This is a genomic window from Nocardia lijiangensis NBRC 108240 (assembly GCF_001613045.1).
Lineage (GTDB): Bacteria > Actinomycetota > Actinomycetes > Mycobacteriales > Mycobacteriaceae > Nocardia > Nocardia lijiangensis.
On the sequence record NZ_BDBP01000061.1, the window covers coordinates 1 to 16,190 of the forward strand.

Consider the following 16,190-nt stretch of genomic DNA (forward strand, 5'->3'; position numbering starts at 1 on the left):
CTGCAGGCCCTGGCCCGGCTGCACCTGCTTGCGGCCGCCGACCTGGTCTCCGACGAAGAACTGCTCGGGCGGCCGCGCGCGGACGCGGGCGTCGCCGAGCGGCTCGACCTGCTGGCGCAGACCGTGATGACCACCAAGGCGCCCGCACCGGTCGTCGCTTCGGTGGTGCACGGCGAGCTGCTGGCGCTGCGACCGTTCGGCACGGCCGACGGGGTCGTCGCGCGCGCGGCCTCGCGGTTGGTGTCGGTGGCAAGGGGGCTGGACCCGCACAGCCTCGGTGTGCCGGAAGTGTTCTGGCTGCGGCGCAAGCAGGCCTATGCGGCGGCGGCCGCGGAGTTCGGGACCGGTCGGCCGGAGGCGGTCGGCGGGTGGGTGATTCTGTGCTGCGGCGCGCTGGAGGACGGCGCGCGGGAGGCGACGTCGATCGCCGACGCGGCATCGGGGTAGCGGCTCGGCGCGGTCGTGCCCGGTCGGCTCGGCGCGCTCGTGGTGTTTCGAATTTCCCCCGCACATCAAAGCGGGCGGCGTTGTCGTTGACGACCTCACCGCCCGCTAGCACGGACCACCGGGTTACCAAGCGTGCTGGTTTGGGTTGTGTTCTGCGGCCTCGGCGACTATCCGGACTCCGCCGGTTCATCCCCGCAACCTGTGCGAGGCCTTCGCCGTCGACAATCCGAATCTCGCAGGCCCACAACGCTTTTGCCCTTGTAGCGGCACGTGCTCCGCGTGGGTGCCTGGTGTCCGTGCTGGGAAGGGTGGGATGGGAGACTGAGCCTTCTCTTCCGGTTCCGCCTAGGCCTTCCGTCCTTCCGTGCCTCCTTTCTACCACTGTGAGCGGGCTCACTCAAGGGAAGAGAAAACAATGAATAATCGGCGTGTTTGTCGGCGTTTCGTGCTTAAATGCCTGGTCGCCGATCGTCCAGGTGTCGGTCCCGCCAACCCTCCGGCAAGCTGTCCGCTGCCCCGTTGAACAGCGCGGCGAAGCGCAGCCGGGCCCGCAGTCAATGATCAGCGGCGGCGGCGCAGCAGGCGATAACTGATCGCTCCGGCCAGCACCGCGCTGAGTCCGACCGCCGCCGTCGCGGCAAGGGTGGTCGACGAGGGCGACTGGAATCGCGCCCACAGGGAGACCGGGTTGGAGAAGGTGAGTACCGGCCAGCCGCGTGCGGTCGCCTCGCGACGGAGATTGCGATCCGGGTTCACGGCCGTCGGGTGGCCGACCGCGCCCAGCATCGGCAGGTCGGTCACCGAATCGGAATAGGCGTAGCAGCGTGAGAGGTCGTAACCCTCTGCGGCGGCGAGCTTTTCGATGGCCTCGACCTTGCCCTCGCCGTAGCAGTAGAACTCGACCTCGCCGGTGTATTTACCGTCCTCGACGACCATCCGGGTGGCCGCGGTGTGCGAGGCGCCGAGCACCTCCGCGATGGGGCCGACCATCTCCTCGCCGGACGCCGAGACGATCACCACGTCGTGGCCCCGAATCTTGTGGTCGGCAATGAGATCGGCGGCCTCGGCGTAGATGAGCGGATCGACCAGCTCGTGAAGTGTCTCGGCGACAATGGATTTCACCTGCTCGACGTCCCAGCCCGCGCACATCTTCGTCAGATGCTCGCGCATGCGCTCCATCTGGTCGTGGTCCGCGCCCGACAGCAGGAAGAGGAAGTGCGCGTAGCTGCTCTCCAGCACGGCCCTGCGGTTGAGCAGGCCCTGGGCGAAGAACGGCTTGCTGAAGACGAAGGTGCTCGATTTCGCGATCACCGTTTTGTCCAGATCGAAGAACGCGGCGACGCGCCCGCGCCTGCTCGGGGCGCTGTCCGCTGTCGTCGCGGTGCCCGCCCGGTGGTCCGGATCCGTTGTCTGGTCGTCCTCGGCCGTCACCCGTTCAGAATATGCACGCGATGCAAATGCCGGTGGGCGGGCCGGGTCACCGGGGGAGGCCACAAGTTTGCCCGGGAGACGCCGGAGCCGCGGTGACGGCAAAGTTCTTCGATGACGGACTTGCGTGCCTGCCGGGGATTGGGTGTAGTATCGCTGGTACCTGGACATGGTCCAGGCGCGTTCAGCCCGACCCCCCGGGGCTGAACCCGACGGCCCCAGCCTCCTCCCCCCCCGGCTGGGGCCGTCCTCTATTTCGGGGCAGGATTCCCCTCTTCTTCGGTCCGATGGTTGTCCACAGCGGCGGAGTTATCCACATTCGGCATCTCGGGTCTTCTGAAGAGCCGTCGCTTACACCACGCTGACCTGCATGGATAACGATGCCCCGCAGGACGCCCCGACCTCGCCCGCGCTCGTGCTCATCCGGGATGTGCGGTTACGTGACGAGGTCCGCCGGGTGGCAGCGGCCGCGGAGCGCCCGCTCGATGAACGAGAGCCGCCGGCGAGCAAGCATGCCTGGTCCGGGGCGCCTTTGGTGATCCTCGACACAGTGGCGGCGAACGAGTGCGCGGCGGCCGGTTGTCCCCGCCGGGCAGGCGTCGTTCTGGTGACCGATGGGGAGCCCGCGCTGCCCGGCTGGCAGGCCGCGGCGGCGGTCGGAGCCGAGCGAGTCATCGCCCTGCCGGGGGCCGCCGTGGGACTTGTCGAGAAGTTTGCTGAGCATGGCCAACGGCGCGCGTCGGACGGTGTCGTCGTGGCCATCGCGGGCGCGAGCGGTGGCGCGGGAGCCTCGATTCTCGCGGCCGCGACCGCCCTGCGGGCCGCCGCCGAAGGGTTCCGGCGCGATACCGTGCTCGTCGACGGGGCGCCCTTCGGCGGCGGCCTCGACCTGCTGTTGGGTATCGAGAACGGCCCAGGGTTGCGCTGGCCGGACCTGGTCGTCGAGGACGGCAGGGTGGCGGCGACGGCGTTGCACAGCGCGCTCCCGAAAGCGTCGCCGGGATTGTCCGTGCTGTCCTGCGGCCGCGGCGGTGCCGGTAGATTGCCGAGCCGGATCGGGTCCGGTGCGGTGCACGCGGTGATCGAAGCAGGCCGTGCCGCAGGCGATCTCGTGATTTGCGACGTGTCCGGTGAGCGCGGCGCGCACGCGGAGCAGATGCTCGAATGCGCGGATCTGGTGGTGCTCGTCGTGCAGGCCACGTTGCGGGCGGTGGCCGCGGCGGAGTCCGTCGCGGCGTATATCGGCAGGCGAAATCCCAACCAGGGCTTGGTGGTACGCGGTCCGGCACCGGGCGGGCTGCGCGGGGCGGAGGTGGCCGAGGTGCTCGACCTTCCGCTGCTGGCGGCCGTGCGCGGCGAAGGGGGTCTGGCGGCTCGCCTGGAACGCGGCGGTCTGTCCGCCCCGCGGCGTGGACCGCTGAAGGACGCGGCCGACGCCGTGCTCGCGGTGCTCGGCGCGCCTGCCGTACGGAGCGGACGATGAGCGCGCTCGTGACGCCCGAGCTGCTGGATCGCGTGCGGGAACGGCTGGCGGGTCGACCGGGAGACCCGGACCCGGCGGCCGTGGCGGCGGCCATTCGTGCCGAAGCGGGCGGGGTTCTCGGGGATACCGACCTGCTGCGCGCGCTGCGGCTTTTGCAGACCGAGATGACCGGCGCGGGGGTACTGGAACCCCTGCTGCACGATCCGCGGGTCGCGGACGTCCTGGTGACGGCGCCCGACGCGGTGTGGACCGACCGGGGGCGCGGCTTGGAGAAGACCTCGGTCACGTTCCAGGACGAGGCTGCGGTGCGCAGGCTCGCCCAGCGGCTGGCGCTTTCGGCGGGCCGCAGGCTCGACGACGCGCAGCCGTGGGTGGACGGCAGGCTGTCCGGAACCGAAGCGGCGCTGGGTGATTCGTTCGGCGTTCGGCTGCACGCGGTGCTCGCGCCGATTGCGCACGGCGGTACGTGCCTGTCGCTGCGGGTGCTGCGACCCGCCACCCAGGGGCTCGCCGCGCTCGCGGCGGCGGGCTCGGTGCCGCCGGACGCGAAAACGCTGCTGGAGCAGGTCATCCGGGCGCGGCTCGCATTCCTGGTGGTCGGCGGTACCGGGGCGGGGAAGACCACCCTGTTGTCCGCGCTGCTCGCCGAAGTCGATGCCCGCGAGCGGATCGTGTGTGTCGAGGACGCGGCCGAGCTCGCGCCACCGCACCCGCACGTGGTGCGACTCGTGGCGCGGACGGCGAATGTCGAGGGCGTCGGAGCGGTGACGGTGCGGGACCTGGTGCGGCAGGCGCTGCGCATGCGACCGGACCGGATCGTGGTCGGCGAGGTCCGCGGCGCCGAAGTCGTCGATCTGCTGACCGCGCTCAACACCGGGCACGACGGTGGCGCGGGCACGGTCCACGCCAACTCCCCGCGGGAAGTCCCCGCCAGGCTGGAAGCTCTCGCCGCGCTCGGCGGCATGGACAGCCCGGCGCTGCACAGCCAGCTGGCCGCCGCGGTGCAGGTGGTGCTGCACGTGCACCGCAGGGCGGACGGTTCGCGCGGTCTGCGGGAGATCGGGGTGCTCGACCGTGACGAGCGCGGCAGGGTGCGCATCGTCTCGGCTTGGCGCGCCGATGCCGGGCCGCTTCCGGGTGCGGCTGGGCTGAAAGACCTGCTCGCGGAACGGATCGGGCGATGAGCGCGGCAATGCTGTGCTTGGCCCTCGCGGTGCTTGCCGTGCCCACCGCGGGTCCACGCAGGCGATTTCTGGGTCTGTTCGCGCGGGATAGCATGCGAAAGCCGATCTACCGCACCGTTGTTCGCGTAACGATGTGCTCGGTCCTCGTATCCACGCTGCTGTTGGGCATCGGCGTCTTCCTCGCCGCGGCGGTCCTGGTGGGCACCTTGGGGCTGCGTCGGCGACGGGCTCGCGCCGAGCGCCGTCGCACCGAAGGCTGCGCCCACCTTCTCGACGCGCTGGAAGCGGTCATCGGCGAATTACGAGTCGGCGCGCACCCGAGTGCGGCCGCGGAGGTCGCCGCCAGGGAATCGCGCGGTGCGGCGGCCCGCGCCTTCGCCGTCAGCGCCGCGCGCAGCAAGCTGGGCGGTTCCGGCGCCGACGGGCTGCGCGACCCGCACGCCGTCATCGGCGCCGAGCTCTCCCGTATCGCCGATGCCTGGCGGATCGCGGAACACCACGGGCTGGCCCTCGCCGAACTCCTGACGGCCGCGCGTGCGGATCTGGTCGGCCGCATTCGTTTTCGTGCTCGCGCCACCGCCGCCCTCGCGGGCGCTCGCGCCACCGCCACGGTTCTGTCCACCCTCCCGTTCCTCGGCCTGACCTTGGGTCAGCTCATGGGCGCCGACCCGCTCCGTGTCCTCTTCGCGTCGACGGCGGGCGGCCTGCTGCTCCCACTCGGCGTGGCCTTGGCCTGCACCGGCCTGCTGTGGAGCGATGTGATCACACGAAAGGCGCTCGTGTGAAAGGGCGGGAGCTCGTGTGCGTAGAGCAGTCGCCGGTCGTTCTGATCGACGGCATGGCGGAGCTGGGCGGGAGCCGGAAGCTGCATGCCGAGCTTCAGCGGATATTCGGTGGGCTGCGCAGGGCGATCGGTCATGTCGTCTCGGCGTTCATTGGCTCCGGCCCCGTCGGTGCGAGCGGCGATGGCCGCGACGAAGGCCGGGCGCGGCGACTTCTCATTTCGCACGGACGTCTCAGCGCGTGTTTCACGCCCTGGACTCGGGTCGGGACGCGACGCCCGCCGGTTTCGCGGATTCAGCTGGGCGGAAGGAGATTCGGCATGACGATCGAGACCTGCGTGGCGACTGCGGCCCTGGCCGGGGCCATCGCGCTGTGGCCGGGGCGCGTCGGCGTCAGTCGGCGGCTGCGGGTGCTGGGGCCCGTCGAGGACGACACGAAGGCGAAGCCGGAGAAGTCCATCGAGGGCGATCCGCTCGACATCGCGTCGGTATTCGACCTGCTCGCCGCATGCCTGCGCGCGGGCCTGCCGATGGCGGCCGCCGCGCGGGCGGTGGCCACCGGTGCACCGTGGGCGCTGGCAGCGGCATTGCGCACAGCCGCGGACCTGCTGGCGCTCGGCGCGGAGCCGGGCGCGGCCTGGGAACGCGCGGCGCGAGATGCGCAGGGGCGACCGGGAGCCGCCGAAATCGACTCGCTGGCGCGGATGGCCCGACGCTCGGCGCGATCCGGCGCCTCACTGGCGATCGCCGTCGGCGAACTCGCCGACCAGCACCGCGCCGCGATCGAGGATGCGGCGGCAGCCCGAGCGGAACGCGCCGGTGTGCTGATCGGCGGACCGCTGGGCCTGTGCTTCCTGCCCGCGTTCCTCTGCCTGGGCATCGTGCCCGTCGTGATCGGTCTGGCTGGGCGCGTCCTCGAAGGCGGTCTCCTGTGAACGGGGACCGCGTCGCGAGCCGCGCTCGACGGCAGCACACTTGCCCGCGCGGATCGGCCGCGCGGGCCGAAGGGAAAGGAGAAGCCGGTGCGAATCGAGGAACCGACGGACCGTGTGCGTCGACGAGCCACCACCCCGCCGACCGCCGAACGATTGGCAAGCATCCATACGGCGGTACGGGATTCGACGGCCGAAGCGGTTCGCGCGCTGCGTGGTTCCAAGCCGGCGACGGCGCGCCACCGAAGCTCGATCCCACGGGTCGCCCGACTGGTCGGCATCCGAGTAGCCCGAATCCGCGCAAGGTCGCGCACGAAGGCGGCCCGGCGCGGAGTGGCGGTAGCGGGCCCGGAGTTGAGCGGTCGTGGCCCGGAGGTGGGCTTGGTCATGTCGGCGAGAACCGAAGCGGGCAAGGCGGATTCGTGGTTTCGGTACCGCGCGCTGGATGGCCGGGTGCGGGCGGCTGTCGCACGGCTCCAGGTACGGGCGGTGCGGGCGAGCGTCGCCGAGGACGGTATGAGTACGGCGGAGTATGCGATCGGAACGATCGCGGCGGCGGCGTTCGGCGCGGTGTTGTACGGGGTGGTGACCGGGGATTCGATCGTCGATGCGTTGACGAAGATCATCGATCGCGCACTGAACACCACGGTGTAGCGGCGGCAGGCCGACGAGCCCGCACCGGTTCGATCGCGGACGATCGCGGGGCCGTAACGGTGGAGGCGGCGATCGCGCTCGGTGCCCTCGTCGTCGCGGTAATGGTCTGCCTGGGAGCACTGCTCGCGGCGTCGACGCAGGTCCGCTGCGTCGACGCTGCCCGTGAGGCAGCACGACTCGCAGCGCGCGGCGACCGAGCCAATGCCGTCTCCACGGCCCGCCGCGTCGCCCCACCGAAGGCCACCATCTCGCTCCGCACGGAAGGAGAGCACGTCGTGGCGGTCGTCTCGGCGCGAACACCCCTGTTGCCACTCGAGCTGCGCGCCGAGGCAGTGGCGGCCTTGGAGCCGGAGGTAGCACCGTGAACGGGACAGCCGACCGCACCCGCTCCACACGGAACAGAACCAAGCGACTGCGGTCGCTTCGCGTAGCAACAAGCGCGCCGGCGAGCTCACGGCAGTCGGCCTGCGCGCGTCGACCGCCACCGGGCGTGATGGTGCACCGTCCACCATCGGCGTCGGTGGTTCGTCAGTCGTGGTGCGGAGGTGGCGGAGTCGGCGACTGCCACCGGACGTGTTGGTGCGCCCGGCGTCGGCGTCGGAGGATCGCGAGTTGTGGCGCGGAGGCAGAGGAGTCGGCCGCCGTCGCCGGACGTGCCGGTGCGCCGTCCACCATCGGCATCGGCGGTTCGCGAGTTGCGGCGCGGAGGTCCCGGTGACGGCCGACCGTCACCGGGCGTATTGGTGCACCGTCCTCCATCGGGGTCGGCGCTTTGTGGGTCGTGGCGCGGAGATGGCGGAGTCAGTCGACCGCTACCGGATGCGCTGGTGCGTCCGGCGTCGGCGTCGGCGGTTCGTGAGTTGTGGTGCGGCGGCAGCGCGGTCGGTCGACCGTCATCGGGCGTGATGGTGCGCCGTCCACCATCGGCATTGGAGCATCGTGAGTCGAGGTGCGGAGGTCGGGGAGTCGGCCAACTGCCACCCCACGCGCTGGTGCGCTCGCCATCGGCATTGGAGGTTCGCGAGTTGTGGTGCGGAGGTATCGGGGGCTGTCGACCGCGCAGTCGTGGAGGGGAGCGCGGTGGGGCGACGGTGTTCGCGTGTGTGGCGTTGGTGGGGTTGATTGCGGCGGCGCTGGTGATCGGGCAGGTGGGGACGGCCGTGGTGGCGCGGCATCGGGCGCAGGCGGGGGCGGATCTGGCGGCATTGGCGGCGGCCGGGGCATTGGATGGAGGTGCCGAGGCGGGATGCGAAGCGGGGGAGGAGGTGGTACGGCGGATGGGAATGCGGATTAGCGAGTGCCGAGTCGACGGATGGGACGCGACGGTGACGGTGGCGCGGAATATACCAATGGGTCTGTTCGGAACGCGGACAGTTCACGCGGTTGCTCGGGCGGGACCGGTCGAGGAGGAAGTGTGACCGGTGTGTGCACACACTCGCCAGTGTTGGTGCCGACCACTAATTGAGCAATAGGAATAATCGAATAATTACGATGCGATATCTATTTTCCGCGCGGGTAGGGAATTCGTTGGCTATGAATCCGCACGTCGAGCGCTGCGGGACGCGGCAATACCCCAGTTAACATGAATCTAATCCTTTTTATTCGGGCGGTCGGGACGCCCCGGTCCCGTGCGGCCGCGGCGGCCGACCTGGGCAGCTGACCACCGGTGACCATCACGGAGATGGCGCTCCGGTCACGCTCGGGGGACGCGGCCGTCACGAATCGAGATCGGTGCCGTCACCTGCCGGAATGTCGTGGTCCGACCGGCCGTTCAGCTCGGCGAGGACGGCGGTCAACAGCCGTGCCGCGGCCCCCTTGTCGAGTGGGTGGTTGCCGTTGCCGCACTTGGGCGACTGCACGCACGAGGGACAGCCCGTCGTGCACGCGCAGGACTCGATGGCCGACAGAGTCGCCGAGAGCCAGCGACGCAGCTGGGCGAAGCCGCGTTCGGCGAAGCCCGCGCCCCCGGGCTGGCCGTCGTAGACGAAGACGGTGGGCAGGCCGGTGTCCGGGTGCTCCGCGGTGGAGACGCCGCCGATATCCCACCGGTCGCAGGTGGCGACCAGGGGAAGTAGGCCGATCGCGGCGTGCTCGGCGGCGTGCAGTGCGCCGGGCGCCTGTCGTGAGTCGATGCCAGCCGTCGCGAGAAGTTCGGGCGTGACGGTGTAGAACACCGCGCGGGTGGGCAGGGTTTGCGGCGGGAGGTCCAGTTCGACCAGGTCGAGCACCTCGCCGCTGGGCAGGGTGCGCAGATAGCCGATCACCTGGCTTGTCACGGTGACCTGCGCCAATGCGCTGGTCACGGCCCCGTGCCGGTGCTGCTCGGTGAGCGCTTCGACGGCGATGTTGGTGACCTGCCGCGCGCTGGTGGTCCATCCGGGTTCGTCGGCGTGCACGAATGCGACGCCGCCGTCCAGGTCGAGTTCGTCGACCACGTAGGTCTCACCCTGGTGCAGGTGGACCGCGCCTTGGTGCAGGGTGGCGGGGGCGCGCCCGGCGTCGGCGGTGCCGAGCAGCCTGCCGGTCTCGTCGTCGACGATGGCCACCGGCGCGCCGATGCCGCCGCGCACGTCGACGTTGTCGTGCGGCTGCGCGTCCGCGGTCACGTACCAGCGGGCAGCGCCGTCCTGACCTGCGCCGCGACGTCTGATGAGGCCTTCGGCCGCGAGGTCGGCGAGGACCTCCCGCGCGCCGAGTTCGTCCACTTCGGCGTCGGTGAGCGGTAGCTCGAGCGCCGCGCACAGCAGCTGCGGTCCTAATACATAGGGATTGCGCGGGTCGGTGATGGTGGCCTCGACCGGTTTGTCGAGCAGCGCCTCGGGATGGTGGACGAGGAATGTGTCGAGCGGATCGTCCCTGGCCACGAGCACGACGAGCGAACCCTGGGTGCGCCTGCCCGCCCGGCCTGCCTGCTGCCAGAAGGAGGCGACGGTGCCGGGGAAACCGGAGATCACCACCGCGTCCAGGCCCGCGATGTCCACGCCGAGCTCCAGCGCGTTGGTGCTGGCCGCGCCGAGCAGGGAACCGTCGGAGAGGGCGGTCTCCAGGTCGCGCCGGTCCTCCGCGAGGTAGCCCGCGCGGTAGGCGGCGATTCGCTCGGCGAGGGTGGGATCCACCTCGGTGAGCAGCCTGCGCGCTTCCATCGCGGTGAGTTCGGCGGCGCGCCTGGACCGGACGAAGGTCAGCGTTCGCGCGCCTTCGACCACCAGGTCGGCCATGATTCGTGCCGCTTCCGAGGTCGCCGAGCGGCGCACCGGTGCGCCGTTCTCGCCGGTCAACGTGGTGAGCAGCGGCGGCTCCCACAGCGCGACGGTGCGCGGTCCCTGCGGCGATCCGTCGTCGGTCACGGCGATACAGGGAGCCCCGATCAGCCGGGACGCCGCGGTCGCGGGTTCGGCGGTGGTCGCCGAGCACAGCACGAAGACCGGATCGGCGCCGTAGCGGGCCGCGATCCGCCGCAGCCTGCGCAGCACCAGCGCGACGTGCGAGCCGAAGACGCCCCGATAGGCGTGACATTCGTCGACGACCACATAGCGCAGCCTGCGGAAGACCCTGGCCCAGCGCTGATGGGAACGCAGCATGCCGACGTGCAGCATGTCCGGGTTGGTGAAGATCCACCGCGCATTCGCGCGTACCCACTGGCGGACCTCGGCGGGAGTATCGCCGTCATATGTCGCCGGATGTACATCCCGCAGCGGGCCGTCGTGGGTGAGCGCGCCGATCGTGCGCAGCTGATCGGCGCCGAGCGCCTTGGTCGGCGAGAGATAGAGGGCGGTTGCCTTCGGGTCCTCCCTCAGCGCGGTCAGCACGGGCAATTGGTAGCCGAGGGATTTGCCGGACGCGGTTCCCGTGCTCACCACGACGTGCTGCCCCGCCGCGGCCAGGTCGGCGGTTCTGGCCTGGTGTGTCCACGGCGCCTCGATCCCGGTGGCGCGCAGAGCCTCGACGACGTCCGGAGCCGCCCAATCCGGCCACGATGTGACGCCTGCGGCTCGTGCGGGCAGCTCGACGACGTGCGTGAGTCGGGGGTCGGCGTCGAGGCCCCCGATTTGGACACGTTTCAGCAACGATCGCCCGTAGCCGGGGGCGCTGCCGCGCTCGGTTCGCGCCACCTGGTGGATCGGATTCACGATGTGGCGGTCCCGACACGCGGGGAAAGTGTGAAACGTGTGTGGTTGGGAAGCCCCACCAGCCATTTCGATACCAAATAGCGACCTGGGTCACAGCTGGTTTGCCAGATGCTGTCCCGGTTATCCAGCGGCAAACGAACCTGAAGTACGGATTCGACCATTGTGTCCCTCACCTGCGCATTCGCAAGATCAACTTTTTTGCAAATTGTCGGTAACTCGACTGTTGAATTGCTCGAAGACATGGTTCACTAGTTCCTGGTCGCAAGCTTCTGTGTTCGAGGGACGGATCCAAAGTCCAAACCGTCAGCAGGATCGATGTTGCGAACGGTGTGCTTGGTGCTTTCCTGCAGGGGGAACCAAGAGTACAGCGGTCGGAACGGACCCGGTGGACGAACCCAGTTGTCCGCCGTTCCGGTAAGAAAAGAGAAGGAACAGAATGGCACAGGGAACTGTGAAGTGGTTCAACGCGGAGAAGGGGTTCGGCTTCATCGCGCCGGAGGACGGCTCCGCTGACGTCTTCGTCCACTACTCCGAGATCCAGGGGACGGGCTTCCGCACCCTCGAGGAGAACCAGAAGGTCGAGTTCGAGGTCGGCCAGGGCACCAAGGGCCCTCAGGCCACCGGAGTTCGCGCGCTCAGCTGAGCGACGTGGATCCACAGCTCGTCCCCCACCACCGGTCACCCGGAGGTGGGGGACGAGCTATATCCGGGGCCGGTCGAAAGCGACATTTCTGTTCGTGAAAAAAATGAACTAAATGCACCGTCGGTGCGACGCCGAAGAGAGTTCAGCGCCCGAAAGGCCGTTCACGAGCCCTCGCGTGGTCCCGACGTCGGTGCACTGTGCCGGCGGGAAGCCCGGTTCGCGGCGCAAAACCGCAGCGTGTGGACCCCGAATACGCCATGACGACCCACTCGGTGCCGCCACGGATCAGGCATGGCCGTTCGGCGACTTGTCGGTTTCGCGGTGTCGGAGTTCGCCTCGGCGGGAACTCGTCGGTTTCCGGTCAGGTCTCGCGAGCCCGAGCTTCGACAGGTCGGTTGCGAACAGAACTCCGTGCGTCGGCCGATCGTCGAGCCGCGATGTCCGATTCGGTGCCGAAGCCCCTTGACGTCCATAAGGATTGGCACCCGGCCACACATCCGGCCGCTCGCGCACTCCGTATACAACGGAGAAACAATCCAACAGCCGCGCATCCCCGAGGCGCCGGGGACGAGCCGTCCGAGCGAACACGCGCTCACCAGCGCGGCAAACAACAGGGCATACTGATCGGCAGTGATCACGTACGCTCAGTGGTTCGGGTCGCAAGGCTCTACCACAGCCAGCGTCAAGGTATAAACGTGACTGGTGGCGATGTCAGCGTCGCCGCCGCTTGCCCCAAACCGTGCACAAACGCGCACCAGCGCGCCGCGCGGGTCGAGAAGGAAAGGTGTTTTCGCCGGTGGCAACACGAGACCGCGGTGCAGCCGACCAGGGCCGTCCCCTGCGTCGTCTCGTGATCGTCGAGTCCCCGACCAAGGCCCGCAAGATCGCGCCCTACCTGGGCCGCAACTACACGGTGGAGGCCTCCGTCGGCCACATCCGGGACCTGCCGCGCGGTGCGGCGGACGTGCCCGCCAAATACAAGGGCCAGCCGTGGGCGCGCCTCGGCGTGGACGTCGACAACGATTTCGAGCCCATCTATGTGGTGAGCCCGGACAAGAAAGCCAAGGTCACCGAGCTCAAGAGCCTGTTGAAGGACGCCGACGAGCTGTATCTGGCCACCGACCCCGACCGCGAGGGCGAGGCCATCGCCTGGCATCTGCTGGAGACGCTGAAGCCGAAGGTGCCGGTACGCCGGATGGTGTTCCACGAGATCACCGAGCCCGCCATCCAGGCCGCGGCCGCGGATACCCGCGAACTCGACCCTGATCTGGTCGACGCGCAGGAGACCAGGCGCATCCTGGACCGGCTGTACGGCTACGAGGTCAGCCCGGTGCTGTGGAAGAAGGTCATGCCGCGGTTGTCGGCGGGCCGGGTGCAGTCCGTCGCTACCCGCGTGATCGTCCAGCGCGAGCGGGAGCGGATGGCGTTCCGTTCCGCGGAGTACTGGGATATTGCGGCCAAGCTGGACGCGGGCACGGGCGAGCAGGCCGACGCGACGAATCCGCGGACCTTCGGCGCGCGGCTGGTGAACGTCGACGGCGCGCGGGTCGCGACCGGCCGGGATTTCGGGTCCGACGGGCAGCTCAAGTCCACCAACGGCGTGATCGTCCTGGACGAGGGCTACGCGCGGCGGCTGGCGGAGGCGCTCGATGGCGCGGATCTGGTGGTGTCCTCGGCGGAGGCCAAGCCGTACAGCCGCAAGCCGTACGCGCCGTTCATGACGTCCACCCTCCAGCAGGAGGCGGGGCGAAAGCTGCGTTTCACCTCCGAGCGAACCATGCGGGTGGCGCAGCGGCTCTACGAAAACGGCTACATCACCTACATGCGTACCGACTCGACCACGCTGTCGGAGTCGGCGATCGCCGCGGCTCGCTCGCAGGCGACTCAGCTCTACGGCGCGGAGTACGTGAATCCCACGCCGCGCCAGTACACCCGCAAGGTGAAGAACGCGCAGGAGGCGCACGAGGCGATCCGCCCGTCGGGCGACACCTTCGTCACGCCGGGACAGCTGCATGCGCGACTCGACAACGACGAGTTCCGGCTGTACGAGCTGATCTGGCAGCGCACCGTCGCCTCGCAGATGGCCGACGCGCGCGGCACCACGCTGACGCTGCGCATCACCGGCGTCGCGGGCACCGGCGAGGAGTGCGTGTTCTCGTCGTCGGGCCGCACGATCACCTTCCCCGGCTTTCTCAAGGCGTACGTGGAGAGCGTGGACGAGGAGGCGGGCGGCCAGTCCGACGACGCCGAATCCCGGCTTCCCGCACTGGAAGAGGGCCAGGGCGTCACGGCGGTCGAGCTGAATCCCGATGGGCACAACACGAATCCGCCCGCGCGCTACACCGAGGCCTCGCTGATCAAGACGCTCGAAGAGCTCGGCATCGGCCGGCCCTCGACGTATTCCTCGATCATCAAGACGATCCTGGACCGCGGCTACGTCTACAAGCGCGGCAGCGCGCTGGTGCCGTCGTGGGTGGCGTTCGCGGTGGTCGGGCTGTTGGAGGCCTACTTCGGCAGGTTGGTCGACTTCGACTTCACCGCCGCCATGGAGGACGATCTCGACGCCATCGCGGGCGGCCGGGAACAGCGCGGAAACTGGTTGTCCAGCTTCTACTTCGGCGGTGAGCACGGCGTCGAGGGTTCGGTCGCGCGTTCCGGCGGGTTGAAGAAGATGGTCGGCGAGCAGCTCGACGACATCGACGCCCGCGAGGTCAACTCGATCAAGCTCTTCACCGACGGCGAGGGCCGTGACGTCGTGGTCCGGGTGGGCCGTTTCGGGCCGTATCTGGAGCGGATGGTCGTCAATCCCGATGACCCCGAGGGTGATCCGATTTCCCAGCGGGCGAACCTGCCCGACGATCTGCCGCCCGACGAGCTGACCCCCGAGGCGGCCGAGAAGCTGTTCTCGACGCCGCAGGAAGGGCGAAGGCTGGGCGCCGATCCGGAGACCGGGAACGAAATCGTCGCCAAGGAAGGACGTTTCGGCCCGTACGTCACCGAGATCCTGCCCGAGCCCGCGGCCGAAGAGGCACCCGCCAAGAAGACCGCGAAGAAGGCGGCCGCGCCCAAGCCGCGCACCGGATCGCTGTTCAAGTCCATGGACCTGGCCACGATCACCCTCGACGACGCGCTGAAGCTGCTGTCGCTGCCGCGGGTGGTCGGCGCCGATCCGGCGTCCGGCGAGGAGATCACGGCGCAGAACGGCCGGTACGGCCCGTACTTGAAGAAGGGCACCGATTCGCGATCGCTGGCGTCGGAGGATCAGATCTTCACCGTCTCGCTGGACGAGGCACTGAAGATCTACGCCGAGCCCAAGCGTCGCGGCAGGCAGGCCGCGAGCGCGGCGCCGCTGCGGGAACTGGGCAACGACGCGGCCACCGGCAAGCCGATGGTGATCAAGGACGGCCGGTTCGGTCCGTACGTCACCGACGGTGAGACCAACGCCAGCCTCCGCAAGGGCGACGAGGTCGAGACCATCACCGACGCGCGCGCCTCGGAACTGCTGGCCGACCGGCGCTCCCGCGGCCCGGTGAAGAAGGCGGCCAAGAAGACCGCCGCCAAGAAGACCCCGGCGAAGAAGGCCACCGCCAAGAAAGCCGCGGCCAAGAAGACGACCACCGCGAAGAAGACCGCGGCGAAGAAGACGGCCGCCGACAAGTCCTGAGTGTTCGGGCGGCTTGGCGATGTAGTGACTTTGATCGACACCGTGGCCACCGAACCCGAGGTCGCATGGATCGCATCACAACTCGCCGCTCGGCCGCTGTGACGCCGATTCGACATCCGTTCGGCACGACCGCGGCGCAGGCGGAGGTACACCCGGCGGGCGCTGCCGGACGTAGTCCGTCCTCAGCCTGCGCATGGCCTCAGTGGAGGCGCAGGTCGCCCGGTGGGCGCTGCCGGGCGTAGTTCGTCATCAGCCCGCGCATGGCCGGAGCGGAGGCGGCGGTACGCCTATTCGCGCAGCAGCCGGAGGAATTCGCGCATCCAGGCGGGATGATCCGGCCAGGCGCGGCCGGTGACGATGTTGTCCTCCACGTGGGCTTCGCTGTCCACGAACTTGGCGCCCGCCGCCTCGATGTCGGGAGCCAGGGCGGGGTAGGCGCTGCACGAGCGGCCGGTGAGCACGCCCGCCGCGGCGAGGATCAGCGGACCGTGGCAGAGGGCGGCGATGGGTTTGCGTTCCCCGGCGAAATGCTGGACCACGCGCTGGCAGTCCGGGTTGTTGCGCAGGTATTCCGGCGCGCGGCCGCCGGGGACCACGAGCGCGGCGTAGTTCTCCGGCGCGACGTCGGCCAGTGCGATGTCGGCAGGCCAGCTGTGGCCGAGCTTCTCGGTGTAGGTGTCGAAGCCGTCCGCGAAGTCGTGGACGACGAATTGGAGCTTCTTGACGGTCGGCGCCGCGATATCCACCTCGTGCCCCTCTTCGAGCAGGCGCTGGTAGGGGTAGAAGACCTCGAGGTCTTCGGCGGCGTCCCCGGCGATCAACAGGATTCTCACGATGATTCCA

General features: G+C 69.4%; 12 protein-coding genes and 1 pseudogene. 10 read left to right on the top strand and 3 right to left on the bottom strand.

What is annotated here, in order from left to right; all coding sequences use genetic code 11:
- A pseudogene (locus NL1_RS22355) lies at positions 1-447 on the top strand (oxidoreductase); the annotation flags it as partial.
- 561 nt (positions 448-1,008) lie between these two features.
- On the opposite strand, the gene NL1_RS22360 reads toward NL1_RS22355, so the two are convergent.
- On the bottom strand, positions 1,009-1,878 hold the full coding sequence (locus NL1_RS22360; protein ID WP_067842606.1) for an HAD family hydrolase: 870 nt from the start codon (positions 1,876-1,878) through the stop codon (positions 1,009-1,011).
- 367 nt (positions 1,879-2,245) lie between these two features.
- On the opposite strand from NL1_RS22360, the gene ssd reads away from it, so the two are divergent.
- The 7 genes from ssd (at position 2,246) to NL1_RS22395 (ending at position 8,328) form a co-directional block, all read left to right on the top strand.
- Positions 2,246-3,358 carry a septum site-determining protein Ssd gene (gene ssd / locus NL1_RS22365; protein ID WP_067842609.1) on the top strand — a complete coding sequence of 371 codons (1,113 nt, stop codon included), beginning with the start codon at positions 2,246-2,248 and terminating at the stop codon, positions 3,356-3,358.
- Positions 3,355-4,542 carry a TadA family conjugal transfer-associated ATPase gene (locus tag NL1_RS22370; RefSeq protein ID WP_067842612.1) on the top strand — a complete coding sequence of 396 codons (1,188 nt, stop codon included), beginning with the start codon at positions 3,355-3,357 and terminating at the stop codon, positions 4,540-4,542. The genes ssd and NL1_RS22370 overlap by 4 nt, the downstream gene beginning before the upstream one ends.
- Entirely contained in the window at positions 4,539-5,327 is a 789-nt protein-coding gene (locus NL1_RS22375) for a type II secretion system F family protein (RefSeq protein WP_067842615.1), read from the top strand. Before NL1_RS22370 ends, NL1_RS22375 begins: the two co-directional genes overlap by 4 nt.
- Positions 5,328-5,644: 317 nt before the next feature.
- Positions 5,645-6,259 (top strand): type II secretion system F family protein, encoded by a 615-nt coding sequence (locus tag NL1_RS22380; RefSeq protein ID WP_067842710.1) that lies wholly within the window; start codon positions 5,645-5,647, stop codon positions 6,257-6,259.
- Between the two features lie 384 nt (positions 6,260-6,643).
- A complete protein-coding gene (locus NL1_RS22385; RefSeq protein ID WP_084510864.1) occupies positions 6,644-6,910 on the top strand; it encodes a DUF4244 domain-containing protein in 267 nt (88 codons plus the stop codon).
- Positions 6,911-6,969: 59 nt separating this feature from the next.
- Positions 6,970-7,275, top strand: coding sequence for a TadE family type IV pilus minor pilin (locus NL1_RS22390; protein ID WP_281180848.1), 306 nt, complete (start codon positions 6,970-6,972; stop codon positions 7,273-7,275).
- A 540-nt stretch (positions 7,276-7,815) separates the two neighbouring features.
- Positions 7,816-8,328, top strand: coding sequence for an Rv3654c family TadE-like protein (locus NL1_RS22395; protein ID WP_084510856.1), 513 nt, complete (start codon positions 7,816-7,818; stop codon positions 8,326-8,328).
- Between the two features lie 297 nt (positions 8,329-8,625).
- On the opposite strand, the gene sftH is transcribed toward NL1_RS22395, so the two are convergent.
- Positions 8,626-11,022, bottom strand: coding sequence for a DEAD/DEAH box helicase (gene sftH / locus NL1_RS22400; RefSeq protein WP_373862580.1), 2,397 nt, complete (start codon positions 11,020-11,022; stop codon positions 8,626-8,628).
- Between the two features lie 454 nt (positions 11,023-11,476).
- Between sftH and NL1_RS22405 the strand changes: the two genes are divergently transcribed.
- Positions 11,477-11,683, top strand: a complete 207-nt coding sequence (locus NL1_RS22405) for a cold-shock protein (protein ID WP_019044597.1) — start codon at positions 11,477-11,479, stop codon at positions 11,681-11,683.
- Between the two features lie 850 nt (positions 11,684-12,533).
- Complete coding sequence (gene topA, locus NL1_RS22410) at positions 12,534-15,347, top strand: type I DNA topoisomerase (RefSeq protein WP_245673469.1); 2,814 nt, start codon at positions 12,534-12,536, stop codon at positions 15,345-15,347.
- A gap of 287 nt (positions 15,348-15,634) precedes the next feature.
- On the opposite strand, the gene NL1_RS22415 is transcribed toward topA, so the two are convergent.
- Positions 15,635-16,180, bottom strand: a complete 546-nt coding sequence (locus tag NL1_RS22415; protein ID WP_067842621.1) for a DJ-1/PfpI family protein — start codon at positions 16,178-16,180, stop codon at positions 15,635-15,637.
- Positions 16,181-16,190: the final 10 nt, after the last annotated feature.

Coding starts and splice junctions, on each gene's coding strand:
- ssd (WP_067842609.1), top strand. CDS start 2,246: ATGGATAACGATGCCCCGCAGGACGCCCCGACCTCGCCCGCGCTCGTG.
- NL1_RS22370 (WP_067842612.1), top strand. CDS start 3,355: ATGAGCGCGCTCGTGACGCCCGAGCTGCTGGATCGCGTGCGGGAACGG.
- NL1_RS22375 (WP_067842615.1), top strand. CDS start 4,539: ATGAGCGCGGCAATGCTGTGCTTGGCCCTCGCGGTGCTTGCCGTGCCC.
- NL1_RS22380 (WP_067842710.1), top strand. CDS start 5,645: ATGACGATCGAGACCTGCGTGGCGACTGCGGCCCTGGCCGGGGCCATC.
- NL1_RS22385 (WP_084510864.1), top strand. CDS start 6,644: ATGTCGGCGAGAACCGAAGCGGGCAAGGCGGATTCGTGGTTTCGGTAC.
- NL1_RS22395 (WP_084510856.1), top strand. CDS start 7,816: ATGGTGCGCCGTCCACCATCGGCATTGGAGCATCGTGAGTCGAGGTGC.
- NL1_RS22405 (WP_019044597.1), top strand. CDS start 11,477: ATGGCACAGGGAACTGTGAAGTGGTTCAACGCGGAGAAGGGGTTCGGC.